Source organism: Streptomyces sp. NPDC059816, assembly GCF_042732055.1.
In the GTDB taxonomy this organism is placed as follows: Bacteria; Actinomycetota; Actinomycetes; order Streptomycetales; family Streptomycetaceae; genus Streptomyces.
In genome coordinates this window covers 166,506-180,497 of sequence record NZ_JBHWIQ010000015.1, presented here as the reverse complement: position 1 = coordinate 180,497, position 13,992 = coordinate 166,506, and the positions used below count along the sequence as shown (strand labels likewise).

The window sequence follows — 13,992 nt, the reverse complement described above, 5'->3', positions numbered from 1 at the left end:
CCCGGCGGTCTGCGCGGGACGCGTAGGTGGGCGGCGGCGGTGCGGTCGGCACCGCCGACCGGGGTCAGGGGACCTTGAGGGGGTCGAGTTCGGCGCTCGCCGGAGCGGCGCCGCCGGAGGGCGGCGGGGCCGCCCGCAGCAGGCGCAGCCGGGGCGCGGAGCCGGCGCGGCCTCCCCTGCGGTGCAGGGAGCGGGCGGCGAAGTCGCCGGCGAACTGGATGACGGAGATCACGACGGCGAGGACCGCCACGGTGATCCACATCAGTTCGGTCTCGAAGCGCTGGTAGCCGTAGCGGATGGCGATGTCGCCGAGTCCGCCGGCGCCGACCGTGCCGGCCATCGCGCTGTAGCCGATGAGGGCGACGACGGTGGTGGTGGCACTGGAGATCAACGAGGGCAGCGACTCGGGGACGAGGACCTTGCGGACCACCGTCCAGGTGTTGCCGCCCATGGACTGCACGGCTTCCACCAGGCCGCCGTCCACCTCGCGCACCGCGGTCTCCACCAGTCGGGCGAAGAACGGGATCGCGCCGATCGCCAGCGGGACGATCGCGGCCTCGCGGCCGATGGTGGTGCCGGTGATCGTCCGGGTGAAGCCCATGAGGGCCACCATCAGGATGATGAACGGCATCGAGCGGGCGATGTTGACGACCTGCCCGATCACCTTGTTCACGACGGTGTTCTGGAGGAGGCCGCCCCGGTCGGTGAGGACCAGGAGGACGCCGAGCGGCAGTCCGCCGACCACGGCGATCACCGTGGACCAGCCCACCATGTACAGGGTGTCCCAACACGCCTGCTCCAGCAGCGGCCACATCTCGGACCAGGTCACTTGGCACCTTCCTTCACCAGGGTGGACCGCTCGGCCCGATCGACGACGTCCACCTGGAGGCCCTGCTCGCGCAGGAATCCGACCGGTACGACGTTGTCCTCGTAGCGCCCGGGCAGTTGGATGCGCATCCGGCCGACCTGCTTCCCGGCGACGGTGTCCATCGCGGCACCGAGGATCGAGATGTCGATGTTGTAGGTGCGGGAGAGTTGCGAGATGACGGGCTGGGTGGCCGCCTCGCCGTGGAAGGTGACGTCCACGACGGTCCGGTCCGGCCCGGTGGCGTCCCCGCTGACGGGGAAGAGCGCGGTGGCGAGTTCGGAGCCGGGGGTGGCGAGCAGTTCGCCGACCGTTCCGGACTCGATGATCTGTCCGTGCTCCATCAGGGCGGCGGAGTCGCAGATCGACTTGACGACGTCCATCTCGTGGGTGATGAGCAGGACGGTCAGTCCGAGCTGCCGGTTGAGGTCGCGCAGCAGCTGGAGGATGGAACGGGTGGTCTCCGGGTCGAGGGCGCTGGTCGCCTCGTCGGAGAGCAGGACCTTGGGGTCGCCGGCGAGGGCGCGGGCGATGCCGACGCGCTGCTTCTGGCCGCCGGACAGCTGGGCGGGGTAGACCCGGGCCTTGTCCGCGAGCCCGACGAGGTCCAACAGTTCGAGCGCCTTGCGGGAACGCTCCTTGCCGGAGACGCCGAGGATCTCCAACGGCAGTTCGACGTTGTCCTGGACGGTGCGCGTGGACAGCAGGTTGAAGTGCTGGAAGACCATGCCGATCCGGCTGCGGGCGTCGCGCAGGGCCTTGCCCGCGCGGGGACCGCGACCGGCGAGTGCCGTGAGGTCCTGACCGTCGACCGTCACGGTGCCGGCGGTCGGGCGTTCGAGGAGGTTGACGCAGCGGATGAGGGAGGACTTGCCGGCGCCGCTCTGTCCGATGACGCCGTAGACCTCTCCTTCCCGTACATGGAGGTCGACGCCGTCGAGGGCGGTGACCTCGCGACCGCGCGAACGGTAGACCTTGGTGAGGCCCTGGGTGGTGATCACTGGGATTCCGTCACTGTCGAGTGCGCGACGCCGTGGTGGGCGCCGGGCACGGGGCATTCGTCTTCAGAACGCGGCACGGTTCTCGTGGTGGCGGTGGTGCGGGGGGAGAATCGTGCGCTCGGGGCAGGCGGGTCCGGCCGACGTTCGGTCGGGGACACGGCTCGACCGTCTCGCTTCGGGGCGCGAGGCTGGTGGTGCGGGGGCCCTCAGAAGGCGCACATTCGACACATACAAGCAGCACCGGGCGTCATCATCGCCTCGGTCGCAAGGGTGCGGCTGCTCGTCGTGGTCATGCGGGCAAGTAAAGCAGACGTCAGGGCGGTGTCCACCCCCTCTGTCCGAATAGCGGACGGGCTTGGACAATCCCTGGACACCCGCCCGTACCCGTGCCAACGCCCGCAACCCCGCCCGTCACCAGCCGGTACGGGACCCTTTGGGCATGCGCGCGTCCCCGGTGCGGCCCGGCGCGCGCCCGGCGACTGTGGCCAAGACCACGGCCTGAGGGTGCCGAGCGCACGACGGGCGCACTCCGGCGTACCGGGCCCGTGCGGCGGGGGCGGCGCGGGCCCGCGCCCGGCCGCGTAATAGGGTCACCGCATGCTTGCTGCACTGACGATCGCGACCGCGGTGGCCGCGCTCGTGCTCGCCGCCTGGTGCGGTTTCGCCGCGTACCGCGACCAGCCGACCAAGGACTGGCACTTCATGGGCATGGCCGTGGTGTCGGTCATGGCACTGGCCCAGCTGGTGGTCGGCATCGTCCAGCTCGCGCGGGGCGAGGAACCGGTGAAGGGCACGGCGATCTTCGTGGGGTACCTGATCGGTTCGGCGTGCTGCATCCCCGCCGCCGGATTCCTGTCACTGGCCGAGCGCACCCGCTGGGGTTCGGTGACCGTGGCGGCCGGTGGTGTGGTGCTCGCGGTCCTCCAGGTGCGCCTCTACGACGTCTGGAGAGGTTGAGGTGGTGGGGACCGAGCAGGAAGCGCCGGACGCGCGCCGGGCGCTGATCAGCGGACCGGGCACCCTGCTGGTGTGGTTGTACGGGGTGATGGTCGTCGGCGCGGTGTCGCGCTCCGCGGTGCAGATCGCCACCGACTTCGAACGGGCGCCGCTGGCCTACGCCCTGTCCGCGATCGCCGGTCTGGTGTACGGGTTCATCACCTACTCGTTGGTGCGCGGCGGCGAGCGGGCCCGGCGGGCCGCGCTGGTGTGCTGCGCGGCCGAACTGGCCGGAGTGCTGGTCGTGGGCACCTGGACGCTGGTCGATCCGTCGGCCTTCCCCGACACCACGGTCTGGTCCGAGTACGGCATGGGATACCTCTTCATCCCGGTACTGCTGCCCCTGACCGCCATGTACTGGCTCCGGCGGGCGCGCACCGCACCGTCCGCGGACACCGGGACGGGCTGAGTCCCCTTCCCCGTGCCGTCCGCGGCGGCGGGTGGCCCGCCGCCGCGGAATCGCTCAGGCCGTGGCGGCCAGCAGGCCCACGGTCTTGGTGAGGGTGACGACGGTGATCCGGTCGTCGATCTCGCGGGTGCCGACCGGCGCGTACCCGTGCTTGCGGTACAGCCGCAGGTTGCGGTCGGAGCGGTGGCCGGTGAACAGCTCGAAGCGGGTGGCCGTGCCCGCCGCGCCCAGCCGTTCCTCGATCGCGGCGAGCAGCCGGCCGCCGAGCCCGTGCCGGCGCATCCGGGGGTGGACGATGAGCTTGCCGATGTGGGCCACGCCCACCGCGTCGACCGTGCCGCGGACCGAGGCCACGACCTCGTCGCCGAGCCGGGCGACCAGGACCAGGCCCGTGCTCAGTTCCGACCGGAGGGACGCCAGCGACTGGGTGAGCGGCTCGATGGAGTAGTCGCCGTAGAGCTCCGCCTCGCTCTGGTAACACAGGTACTGCAACTTCAGGATCTGTTCGGCGTCCTGCTCCGTCGCCGCAGAGATGGTCACGCTCATGCCCATGTGCGCATGCCTCCCGCTCACCTGCTCCACCGGTTGTCTAACGCACCCTTCCCCGCGGGTCGGGAACCGCAACCTCCGCCGCGAGCATTCTGCGCAGACATCCCAGGCATCGGGAACGTTCCGGCCCTAGGCTCCCCTGTGAGATACCCAACTCCCCTGCGATTTCGCGGTACGTCAGGCGATCCGGCGACAGGAAGGCCAGCACGAGCCCACGGCAGCGCGAGGGCAGTCGCCGGACCGCCGCGCGCAGGGAGCGACGCAGGTCGGCGGCGAACGCGAGGTCTTCGGGGTCGCCTTGCACCGCGACGGGCAGTCGGGTCCCGCAGGGCAGCTCGCGGCGGGCCGCGCACCGGGCGCGGTGGGCCTCCGCGCGGACGGCGGCGCGCAACCAGCGGGCCGGGTCCACCGGCGGCCCGACGGCGTCCAGGTGTTCGAACAGGCGCAACCACACGTCCTGGGTGAGGTCCTCGGACGGGAACCCGGGGCGGTCCGCCTCGGCCGCCACCGCGCGGGCGAGCAACGGGGTGAGGTCATCCACCAACGGGTGCGGACGGGGGGTGGGGTGGCTCATGTGGACCAGGGACGTCGCCGGCCCGGTCCGGGTTGCCGGTGCGGCGCCGATTCAGTCGCACGGGGGCCGACGGCTCAGCGGTTGACGAAGTCGGCGCGGGCCAACAGGGCGGTGTCGGGGTGGTCGGTGAAGATCCCGTCGATACCGGTCTCGAAGTACCGGCGGAAGGCGCCGAAGGCGTCGCCGTAGCCGTCCGGTGCGGTGCCCCTGCGGAACTCGGCGGGGAGGAAGGGGTTCTCGTTGCGCAGGGTGTAGGGGTGCAGGAGCAGTCCGGCGCGGTGGGCGTCGGCGACGAGGGCCGTCGGCCTGGTGAGCCGTCCCGCCGCGTCCCGGGGGATCACCAGGTCGAGGGTGGGGCCGATGCCCCGCGCGTAGGCGGCGATCCAGTCCAGTCCCGACGGGGTGACCAGGTCGGCGGTGGTGCGGGGGTCGCCCCCGACCACGAAGTCCCACGGCCGCGATCCGGCGGTGGACAGCAGGACGACCCCGGGAGTGTCCACGAGCCGGGCCAACCGCCGGACGCTGCTCGGCTCGAAGGACTGGACGAAGGCGGGCGCGTCGCTGCGGTGGCGACCGTACCGGCGCAGCAAGCGGGCGAGCCGTTCCTCCAGCCCGAGGCCGATGCCGCGGAAGTAGGTGGGGTGTTTGGTCTCGATGTGCAGCCAGACGGGTGCGTCGCGCCGGCGGCCCGTGCGGTCGGCCCACTGGAGCACTTCCTCCAGGGTGGGCACCCGCCACCGGCCGTCGTAGAGGGTGTTGTGCGGCCGGTTCGCCGGGATGCGTTCCGCGGCGCGCAACGTCCTCAGTTCGGCGAGCGTGAAGTCCTCGGTGAACCAGCCGGTGATCCGGGTGCCGTCGATGGTCTTGGTCGTGCGGCGGTCCGCGAACTCGGGGTGGTCCGCCACGTCGGTGGTTGCGGTGATGTCGTTCTCGTGACGGCACACCAGATGGCCGTCCCGGGTGGGGACGATGTCCTGCTCCACCACGTGGGCGCCCAGGTCGACGGCGAACTGGTAGGCGCCGAGGGTGTGTTCGGGCCGGTGACCGCTGGCGCCCCGGTGGGCGATGACGGTGGGTACGGGGAGTTCGACGCCGCCTCCCCCGCCCGTTCGCCGGGCGGCCGAGGCGGGCGCCCCCAGGGCGAGCACCGTTCCCGCGGCCGCCGTTCCCGCAGCCGCCGCGCCGAGGAGCGCCCGCCGACGGGGAGCGGCGCGCCCCGCGCCGGGCCCTCCCGCACCAGCCGTGGTGTGCGGCCGTTCGGTGCCGTCCGGGCGCGGTGCGTCCGCGGCTCGTTCTCGGGTACCCATCGCGTGCTCCCTCCGACGGGCGCCCTTCGGTGCGCCCGTCCCGTGTGCGTGGCCGTCGCGTGCGGTGCCGAGCGTAGGAGCGGGACGGTGACCGTCGAGGGACCCGCGGTTGAACGCCGGCCGGACGGAAGCGGTACGGCCCGTGGCGCACCCCCGCCGACCGGAGGACCCTGCGTTACGTTTGATCGACACCGCGTGACCATTTCGTAAACCCGATGTGCACGGGCCGGTGACGCGCGAGTATCGTCCTTCACCTGCACGGACTGCTCGCGGATTCCGTGACCGGCGCACCCAAGAATCCCGACCCCGGAGGGCCCGTTGTCCCGTTTTGCGCTCATCAAGGCAGTGCTCGGACCGATCATGCGCCTGATCTTCCGGCTCCGGGTGGAGGGCGCTCAGAACGTTCCGGGCACGGGACCGGTCATCCTGGCGGGCAATCACCTGACCTTCATCGACTCGATGATCCTGCCGCTCGTCTGTGACCGTCAGGTGGTCTTCATCGGCAAGGACGAGTACGTCACGGGCAAGGGGCTCAAGGGCCGTCTGATGGCCTGGTTCTTCACGGGCGTCGGCATGGTTCCGGTGGACCGCGACGGCGGCCGGGGCGGGGTGGCCGCCCTGATGACGGGTCGCCGCATCCTGGAGGACGGCCGGGTGTTCGGCATCTACCCGGAGGGCACCCGCTCCCCCGACGGCCGGTTGTACCGGGGCCGCACGGGCATCGCCCGGCTCACCCTGATGACCGGGGCGCCCGTGGTGCCGTTCGCCATGATCGGCACCGACAAGCTCCAGCCCGGCGGCCGGGGCATCCCGCACCCGGGCAAGGTCACCGTCCGGTTCGGCGCGCCGATGGAGTTCTCCCGCTACGAGGGCATGGACCGCGACCGGTACGTGCTGCGGGCCGTCACCGACTCGGTGATGACGGAGGTCATGCAGCTGTCGGGGCAGGAGTACGTGGACGTGTACGCCACCAAGGCGAAGGCCGCGTAACCGCACGCGGGCGGCTACGGCCGGGTGGACCGCAGGGGGCCGGCGTGACGGCGGCTCCAGCGGCCCCGGTGGGCCCGGGCCAGCTCGGCGGCGCGGGCCGCCGCCGGGGCCGGCACCCGGTGGGCCTCCAACGCGGTCAGGGCCTCCCCCGTCCGCCGGACGAACCGGGCGCCGACGGCGGTCAGTCGGCCGCTCCCGAGCAGGGTCGCGTTGGCCTCCCGGGTGACGTCCCGCCAGCGGGCGAACTCGATCCAGGCGCGGTGCCGTGCCTCCGGTTCCGCGGCGGCTTCGAGCTGTCTCAGCCAGAACCGGGCGACGCCGAGGTGCGCGTACACACCGTGCAGCAGACCGACGAGCGGACGGGGGTCGTCCCGCCAGGGGGCGTAGAAGAGTTCCCCGGGGCGCTCGTCAACGAGGTCGAAGAGGTGGGTGAGGGCGGCGAGCTTGTTGTGCTGGGCCTCGTGGACCAGGTCCACCGCGAGGCCGAGCGCCGAGCGCGGCGCGGACATGCCGGTGCACCCGAAGGTCTCGTTGGAACTTCCGCTCAGATCGCGGGAGTCGGGTGCGAGCACCGGGACGACGGCCCGGAACACGGCCGCCACCTCCGCCAGCGGCTGCGGATGGACGCGGTGCAGCAGTTGCCAGGCAGCGGTGAACGTCCGCTGCCAGTGGGCCCGTTCCCCGGGGGCCAGCCGGCCGGTTCCCCGGGAGGCGGGGAAGCAGTCCGGGTCGAGGTCGTCGAGGACCAACGGCGGGCCCCCGACCGATGCGGCGAGGGGGTGGAGGGCGAGCCAGCCCGTGCCGCCGGGCTCCGGGTCGGCCGGCGGTTCGGGGGTCGGGGTGCCCGGCACCGTCACGTGGACGCTCACGCTGCGGCCCGCGACGGTCACGGTCGCCCCGCGCGGGCCGGTGCGCACCCGCGCCGACTGCCCGGGGGAGGCGTCCCCGAACTGGGCCGCGCCGAGGGAGGGCAGCAGCACCCGGCCGTGCCGCAGCGGGAGCGACACCTCGGTGGACAGCCCCGCCCGCAGGGCCGCCACCGCGGCGGCGGCGAGCAGCCGGTCCGGGCCGCCGCCACCGTCGGCGGCCGGGTCCAGCAGGGCGTTGAGGGCGCGTAGTTGGGCCGGCCCGAGGGAGGGGTGGGTGAGCGTCTCCCGTACCGCCCCGGGGGCCGCCCGGTGCACCGCGGCCAGCAGCGACCAGGCGTCGCGGACGGTCCGCGCGGTCGGCCCGCCGTGCCGCTCGGCGTGCGCCACCACCTCGCGGACCAGGAGCAGTCGACGGCTGTACTGACCGCGGCGCAGCAGTTCGACGGCCTCCGGCCCACCGCCGCCGAGGGCGATCCGGTCGAAGAGCGCTCCGCCCATCCGGTGTCGGGGGGTGCTCATGCCGCCCCCGTCGGAGCCGGTGCCGGACGGGCCAGCAGCCGTCCCAGGTCCTGGTTCAGTCGACGGCCGACGTGGGCGATGAGGGAGGCGAGGTCGGGACAGTAGACGCTGGGGTTGGCGAAGTGCGTGCCGTCGGCGCGGTAGCGGTGGGTGACGTGGCCGCCGCCGCAGACGCGGTGCAGCGGGCAGGCCCGGCAGGTCGCCGACAGCCCGGCGAGCCCGGGACCCGGCACGGCGGCAGGGGCGGGGGCGGGGACACCGGGGGGCGGGCGGCTCCCGGTGGGGTGCAGGGCGCGGTCGAAGGGGTCGCGCAGGACGTGCAGTCCGGTGCTGATGGCGCCGGGGTAGGTGGTGCGCAGGGTCGCGTCCCGGCCGATGGCCCCGTCGGTCTCCACCACGACGTAACCGACGGGGGCGAGCCCGAGCCCTTCCGTCTCGGCCCGGCCGCCCAGCAGCAGGGCGACCAGGTCGTCGAGCAGTCTGATCCGGGTCTCCCGCACGGGCGCGTCGAACCACACGTCGAACACCGCGGCCAGCCAGTCGGCGTAGGGCGTGGCCGGGGAGCCGGGAAGGCGGCCCGGTGGGGGCTGGGACCAGTTCCCGTGGGGCAGCAGGAAGTCGATGACGGGCGGCGCGTAGCCCAGCAGGTGTCGGTAGGTGGCCAGCGGGTCGTTGCGCGGGTCGATGACGCACAGCAGCCCGCCGAACAGGTGCCGGTGGGGCCCCTCGGTGAGGCGCCGCAGGGCGGCGGCGACCTCGGTGTGGCTGCCGCGGCCGTTCGCCCGGCGCCGGTGCCGGTCGTGGCCGGCCGCGTCGCCGTCGAGGCTGACGCCGACGTGGACGTCCAGTTCGGCGAAGAGCTCCAGGTACCGCTCGTCCAGGCCGAGGCCGTTGGTCTGCACCGCGATGTCGACGCGCGGCACCGGGACCGCGTCGAGGGCCCGACGCAGGGAGCGGACCGCGCGGCCCAGCCCGGCGGGGCCCATCAGCAGGGGTTCACCGCCGTGCAGGACGACCTTCACCGCGGACAGGCCGTGGGTGGTGGCGTGTTCGGCGATCCGGGCGGCCGTGCGGTCGAGCACCGCGGGTGCCATCGTCCTCGGCTGGCCGCGCCAACTCTGGTCGGCCCCCTCGTACATGTAGCAGTAGTCGCAGGCGAGGTCACAACGGCTGTGGATCTTGAGGATGAAGGAGTGGAAGGGGACCGCCGGGGCGTGAGCGTCGGGAGCGGCACCGGTGACGACGGCCGCGTCCCGCACCCGGGTCCCCCTCGCCCCCGGTTCGTCGGACCGGGCCGGATTCGCGTCGCGCACGGTGCGTGCACCCCTCAGGACGGTCGTGCCGGGCCGTGCTCCGACCGAAGCACAGAAAGCCCACTCAGTATTTTCAGCGGCCCTCGCAATCGTCAAGAAGGCGAATCGGCCGCCCTGTCCCGTTGCCGCCCCACCACTGGCCCGCCGGGTCGCCGGCGGTCCGCCCGGGGCATTTGCTCGGGCGACGTCCGCACCGGCCGACGGGGGCCTCGGCGCCGCCCGGGCGCAGCCGCCACCGGGCTCGGGAGCTCCTGCGGCGGCGGCTCGCTCAAGGGTGCCCCGAGATGCCGAAACCTGGTCGCTGACTGCGCGGATGGCTACGATGGCCTTGCGTGCGTCCGCCCGTCCAGCACCCCGCACAGCCACGCACCCGCACACCCGCTCCACCGCACCCCACCGGTACGCGACGCGCATCCGTACGCGTACCGCCCCGCACCACCAGTCCCGCGGCACGGGCCGTCCCGCAGACGAGAAGGGTGGACGATCCCCACATGGCCGATCCGGCCGAGGTGCTAGACGACCTCGAATCCCTGTTGGTGGACCTCGCCGAACTGCCCTTCGAGACGGTGTCGGAGCTACCCGACTCCGCCCTCGGCTGCGCCCTGCGCAGACTCCACGAGGCCGTGCGGACCCCGGACCGCATGTTCGCCTCCCAGTACCAGGATTCCCTGTAGCGTCCCGGCCGGCGGACCCGGCAGGCGCCGGTCCCTCCGGGGCCGCGTCCGAGCCGAGCGGGGAGGACCCGGGTTCGGCAGCCCAGAAGTGGAGCGACCCCCATGGCAGTTGAGGCCGACAACGACATCCGCCCACGCGTCACCCTGTTCTGTTCCCCGGCCGAGAACATCGGGCAGACCACGACGGTCCTCAACACCGCGCTGATCCTCGCGGAGGCCGGCCGCCGGGTGCTGGTGGTCGATCACGGCGCCGCCGGGATCGGAGCCGCCCGCTACCTCGGTGCGCTGCCCGGGCACCGGTGCGAGACGCCACCGGCCCAGGACCGCGTGCCCGGCACCGACCTGCCCCGGCCCACCGTGTGGTCCCTCGCCCCGCAGGGGCGGCCGGTCCGGCTGGACCTGATCAGCGCGCGGCGCCCGACCGACCTCGCCGACCTCCCGGTGCGGCAGGGCGGCACGGCGGCGGGCCGCGCCTCCTTCGCGGAGTACGACGACGTGCTCATCGACGCGCCCGTCCCGCGGTCCGCCGACGACCGGGCCGTCCTCGCGCCCCTGCCGCACGTCCTCGCCGTCTGCTTCACCCTCAACTCCTGGCTCATCGAGAGCGCGGCGGCCCTCGCCCGCGCACTGCGCAAACGGGCCACCGGACGGCTGGGGGTACTGGCCGTCGGGCTCAAGGCGGACAGCCGGACCCATGACCAGCTCCGCATCGCCCGCGCCCTCATCCGGGACTCCTTCGAGGGGTTCAGCGACGGAGCAGGCGCCCACTACGTCGAGTTCCCCTACGACCCGCTCTACACCCAGTCCGACACCCTCGCCGTGTACGAGGAACGGCCCTCGGCGAGTGGCGGCGGCGACCCGGTGGCGGGCGGCGAAGGACTGCGTCCCGGTTTCCTCCGGCTCGCCGACGAACTCTCCCGGACCCGACCCATGGACCTGCGCCGGGTCACCCTGCTGCACACGCCCCGGCACCTGGCCTGGGCGGAGTGGATCGAGACCCAACTCCAGGCCCGGGGGGTGCGGGTGCGCCGCTTCGGCTACGGGCTCTACAAGGGCGAACCACCGCTCCCCGGCGGGATGCTGGTGGCGCTGTCCCCGCTCGGGGTGGCCCCGGAACAGACGGACCTGCTCGCCACCCTGTCCCACCCCGACGTCCGCATGGTGCTCGTCGACGAGGAGCCCCTGCCGCGCGGGCTGTCCCACCACGAGCAGATCGTGCTGCGCCGACTGACCGAACCGGAGGCCCTGCTACGGCTGCGGCGCGGACTGCACCTACCGCCGGCGGGCGAACTCCCGGTGGCACTGAGCCGGTTCCCGAAGCTGCCGCCGTGCAACAACCTGCACCCGCGCAACCCGGACTTCGTCGGTCGGGACGAGGTCTTCGAGGGGATCAGGTCGATGCTGGCCGCCGCGGAACGGGCCCGGGGCCACGGTGTGCTGAGCGGGTCGCCCGGCATCGGCAAGAGCCAACTCGCCCTGGAGTACTGCCACCGCTTCCCCGGCGACCACGAGGTGGTGTGGTGGGTGCGCGCGGACAGCGCGGGGGCGGCCCGGCGCAGCCTCACCCGGCTCGCCGAACGCCTCGGGGTGCCCACCGTCGGGGACGTACCCCGCCGGGTGATCGAACACCTGCGTTCCGCCGCCGTGGGTCCCTGGCTGCTGATCTACGACGATGTGCGGGACCCGGAGATCCTGTTCGACACCCATCTGGTTCCGCGCGGCGGCGACGGCGGCCACGTGCTGCTCACCGCCCGCCGCTCGGTCGGGCTGTCCGTACCGCACCAACTGGACGTGCCCGCCTTCTCGGAGGTGGAGAGCCGGGCCCTGTTGACCACCCGGGTGCGGGGCCTGACCACGGAGCACGCCGAACGGCTCAGCCGGACCGTCGCGCACGTTCCGCTGCGGGTCAAGCTGGCCGCGGCCTGGGTGGAGGTGCGCGCGGCCCTGCTGACCTCCTTGAACCGGCCCCGCAAGGACGCCGTCGACAAGGCCGTCGCCGAGTTCGCGGACGCGTTCGTGTCCCAACAGCAGGAGCTGCTGACCCTGCACAAGGAGGTCTCCCCGTCCCGGGTGGTGCTGGAGGTGGCGCTGCGCGCGCTGCGCCAGTCCCCCGGTTCGGAGGCGTGGGGGCACGAACGCGGCGACAGCACCGTCACCCGCTGGCTGCTGGAGTGCTGCGCCCTGCTCACCGGCCCCGGCGCCAGCCTGCAACTGTTGCGGTCCCCGCAGATGCAGGCGGCGCTCGCCCGGCGCACCGCCGACGTGAACGGCGACACACCGGACACCGCGATCAGTGATGACCTGATGGTCGACGTGGCCCTGTGGGCGATGGCCCGCTACGGCCTGATCGAGGTCGACTTCGCCCGGCAGGAGCGCCCGGTCCGCCAGCACCAGGTGCTGCGCGACGCGGTGTTGGAGCGGATGAGCGCCGCCGAGCGCCAGCAGCGCGAACACGAACTGCGGGCCGTGGTCGCCGGGTTCACCCAGGTGGAGCCCCGCGGGCGGGCCCTCGCCGAGTTCAGCGACCAGCAGGCCCGCCAGCTCACCGCGCTGCGGATCTGGGAGGACCCGCGCCCCGAGGTCCGCCAGCGACTCAACGAGCACCTGGGGAACCTCGCGAGGACCCGTGACGAGCTGCGGCTGCGGGAGGTCCTGGAACTGGGCGGCCGAGCCCACAAGCACTGGCAGGAGGACGAGCCCTCCGCGGAGTACCTACGGCTGCACACGGTGATGGCGTCGGCGCTGCGCGTCCTCGGCGAGTACGCGGAGGCGTCCCGACACGCACGGATCGCCCTGCGCGGCTACCGCTCCGCGTTCGGCGTGAACCACCCGCGGACCCTGCTCTCCGCGGACGCGTACGGGGCCCTACTCCGCGCCGACGGGCACTTCGCGGACGCCCTCACCCAGGGCAACCACGTCTACCAGCGGATGCGGGAACTCCTCGGCCCGGACCACCGGACCACCGCCCAGGCCGAACACAACCTCGCCCTGTGCGAGGCGCTGATGGGCAATGTGGCCTCCGCCCTCGACCGGCTCCAGGGCCAGTTGAACCGGCGGCGGGCCATCGGCGGGCCCGACGACCCCGCCGCCTGGACGGTCCTGGTGCCCCTGGCCGCCGCCCAACGGGCACTCGGGCAGGACCGGGAGTCGTACGACCTGCTCAAGCAGTTCGTGAGCCGCAAGAGCGGGGAGGCGGGGACGGGCGTCCCCTACTCGGAGATGGCGCGGGTGGAGACCGGGCTCGCGGTGTGCGAACGGCGGCTCGGCAATCCGACGGGTGCCTGGGAACGCGACGGCCGGGTCCTGCGGGAGTGCCTGCGGCTGTTCGGGTCGTCGAGTCCCGTCACCGTGCGCACCCGGTTCAGCTTCGCCAGCGACCTGCACGCCCTCGGTCGCCAGGAGGAGGCGTTGGAGCAGTCCGCACTGTGTCTGAAGGCCCTGGACGGCAGCATGGGCACGGACCACCCGTACACCCATCTGGCACGCATCCGGCACGCCGTGCACGAGCGCGAGGCGGGGCGGGTGGCCGTCGCACTGGAGTGGGGCGGCCATGCGTACCGACGGCTGGAGGCCCGGCTCGGCGCCACCCACCCGTGGACCCTGGCCGCCGCTTCCGGGCTCGCCGGGACGCTCGTCGCGGACGGCGCCTACGACGACGCGGAGTGGCTGGAGGAACAGGCCCTGAACGGCTTCGAGGAACTGCGCATGACCCAGCACCCCTCCCGCGCGCTGATCGCCGCCAACCTGGTGGACACCCGCGCCCACCTGGACACGGGCCGGCCCGCGCCCGGAGTGCGGCGCGGGGACGTCGACCTGGAGCTGCCCGGTGTCTGACGCGGGCGGCCCGGAATCCGGGTGGGGAGCGGCACGGGAACGCGACACGACGGGGCAGGGGGGCGTCCGGCGCGCGAGCGGGGCGGCGGACG

Annotated in this window: 12 protein-coding genes; 5 read left to right on the top strand and 7 right to left on the bottom strand. The window is 73.3% G+C overall.

Annotation, left to right across the window (positions count from 1 at the left end):
• Positions 1 to 64 precede the first annotated feature (64 nt).
• The gene (locus tag ACFV88_RS21045) at positions 65 to 829 is read right to left on the bottom strand and encodes a methionine ABC transporter permease (RefSeq protein WP_385493197.1); all 765 of its coding nucleotides are present in this window, start codon (positions 827 to 829) and stop codon (positions 65 to 67) included.
• On the bottom strand, positions 826 to 1,866 hold the full coding sequence (locus ACFV88_RS21040) for a methionine ABC transporter ATP-binding protein (RefSeq protein ID WP_385493196.1): 1,041 nt from the start codon (positions 1,864 to 1,866) through the stop codon (positions 826 to 828). Before ACFV88_RS21040 ends, ACFV88_RS21045 begins: the two co-directional genes overlap by 4 nt.
• Positions 1,867 to 2,463: 597 nt before the next feature.
• On the opposite strand from ACFV88_RS21040, the gene ACFV88_RS21035 reads away from it, so the two are divergent.
• Together ACFV88_RS21035 and ACFV88_RS21030 are read left to right on the top strand one after the other, a co-directional pair.
• Positions 2,464 to 2,823, top strand: a complete 360-nt coding sequence (locus ACFV88_RS21035; protein WP_385493195.1) for a hypothetical protein — start codon at positions 2,464 to 2,466, stop codon at positions 2,821 to 2,823.
• A gap of 4 nt (positions 2,824 to 2,827) precedes the next feature.
• Positions 2,828 to 3,271 carry a hypothetical protein gene (locus tag ACFV88_RS21030; RefSeq protein WP_385493193.1) on the top strand — a complete coding sequence of 148 codons (444 nt, stop codon included), beginning with the start codon at positions 2,828 to 2,830 and terminating at the stop codon, positions 3,269 to 3,271.
• A 54-nt stretch (positions 3,272 to 3,325) separates the two neighbouring features.
• Here the strand turns inward: ACFV88_RS21030 and ACFV88_RS21025 are convergent, their stop codons facing one another.
• The 3 genes from ACFV88_RS21025 to ACFV88_RS21015 all read right to left on the bottom strand — a co-directional run bounded on the left by ACFV88_RS21025 (position 3,326) and on the right by ACFV88_RS21015 (position 5,701).
• Complete coding sequence (locus ACFV88_RS21025) at positions 3,326 to 3,823, bottom strand: GNAT family N-acetyltransferase (RefSeq protein WP_385493192.1); 498 nt, start codon at positions 3,821 to 3,823, stop codon at positions 3,326 to 3,328.
• A gap of 37 nt (positions 3,824 to 3,860) precedes the next feature.
• The gene (locus ACFV88_RS21020; RefSeq protein ID WP_385493191.1) at positions 3,861 to 4,394 is read right to left on the bottom strand and encodes an RNA polymerase sigma factor; all 534 of its coding nucleotides are present in this window, start codon (positions 4,392 to 4,394) and stop codon (positions 3,861 to 3,863) included.
• Positions 4,395 to 4,468: 74 nt separating this feature from the next.
• The gene (locus ACFV88_RS21015; RefSeq protein ID WP_385493190.1) at positions 4,469 to 5,701 is read right to left on the bottom strand and encodes a glycerophosphodiester phosphodiesterase; all 1,233 of its coding nucleotides are present in this window, start codon (positions 5,699 to 5,701) and stop codon (positions 4,469 to 4,471) included.
• A 360-nt stretch (positions 5,702 to 6,061) separates the two neighbouring features.
• Between ACFV88_RS21015 and ACFV88_RS21010 the strand changes: the two genes are divergently transcribed.
• Positions 6,062 to 6,691, top strand: a complete 630-nt coding sequence (locus ACFV88_RS21010) for a lysophospholipid acyltransferase family protein (RefSeq protein WP_385493244.1) — start codon at positions 6,062 to 6,064, stop codon at positions 6,689 to 6,691.
• 14 nt (positions 6,692 to 6,705) lie between these two features.
• On the opposite strand, the gene ACFV88_RS21005 is transcribed toward ACFV88_RS21010, so the two are convergent.
• Entirely contained in the window at positions 6,706 to 8,079 is a 1,374-nt protein-coding gene (locus ACFV88_RS21005; RefSeq protein WP_385493189.1) for an HEXXH motif domain-containing protein, read from the bottom strand.
• Positions 8,076 to 9,392, bottom strand: a complete 1,317-nt coding sequence (locus ACFV88_RS21000; RefSeq protein ID WP_385493187.1) for an FxsB family cyclophane-forming radical SAM/SPASM peptide maturase — start codon at positions 9,390 to 9,392, stop codon at positions 8,076 to 8,078. The genes ACFV88_RS21005 and ACFV88_RS21000 overlap by 4 nt, the downstream gene beginning before the upstream one ends.
• 491 nt (positions 9,393 to 9,883) lie before the next feature.
• Between ACFV88_RS21000 and ACFV88_RS20995 the strand changes: the two genes are divergently transcribed.
• Positions 9,884 to 10,066 (top strand): hypothetical protein, encoded by a 183-nt coding sequence (locus ACFV88_RS20995; RefSeq protein ID WP_385493186.1) that lies wholly within the window; start codon positions 9,884 to 9,886, stop codon positions 10,064 to 10,066.
• 102 nt (positions 10,067 to 10,168) lie between these two features.
• Positions 10,169 to 13,900, top strand: coding sequence for an FxSxx-COOH system tetratricopeptide repeat protein (gene fxsT, locus ACFV88_RS20990; RefSeq protein ID WP_385493185.1), 3,732 nt, complete (start codon positions 10,169 to 10,171; stop codon positions 13,898 to 13,900).
• Positions 13,901 to 13,992: the final 92 nt, after the last annotated feature.

Coding starts and splice junctions, on each gene's coding strand:
- ACFV88_RS21010 (WP_385493244.1), top strand. CDS start 6,062: ATGCGCCTGATCTTCCGGCTCCGGGTGGAGGGCGCTCAGAACGTTCCG.
- ACFV88_RS21015 (WP_385493190.1), bottom strand. CDS start 5,701: ATGGGTACCCGAGAACGAGCCGCGGACGCACCGCGCCCGGACGGCACC.
- ACFV88_RS21020 (WP_385493191.1), bottom strand. CDS start 4,394: ATGAGCCACCCCACCCCCCGTCCGCACCCGTTGGTGGATGACCTCACC.
- ACFV88_RS21035 (WP_385493195.1), top strand. CDS start 2,464: ATGCTTGCTGCACTGACGATCGCGACCGCGGTGGCCGCGCTCGTGCTC.
- fxsT (WP_385493185.1), top strand. CDS start 10,169: ATGGCAGTTGAGGCCGACAACGACATCCGCCCACGCGTCACCCTGTTC.
- ACFV88_RS20995 (WP_385493186.1), top strand. CDS start 9,884: ATGGCCGATCCGGCCGAGGTGCTAGACGACCTCGAATCCCTGTTGGTG.
- ACFV88_RS21005 (WP_385493189.1), bottom strand. CDS start 8,079: ATGAGCACCCCCCGACACCGGATGGGCGGAGCGCTCTTCGACCGGATC.
- ACFV88_RS21025 (WP_385493192.1), bottom strand. CDS start 3,823: ATGGGCATGAGCGTGACCATCTCTGCGGCGACGGAGCAGGACGCCGAA.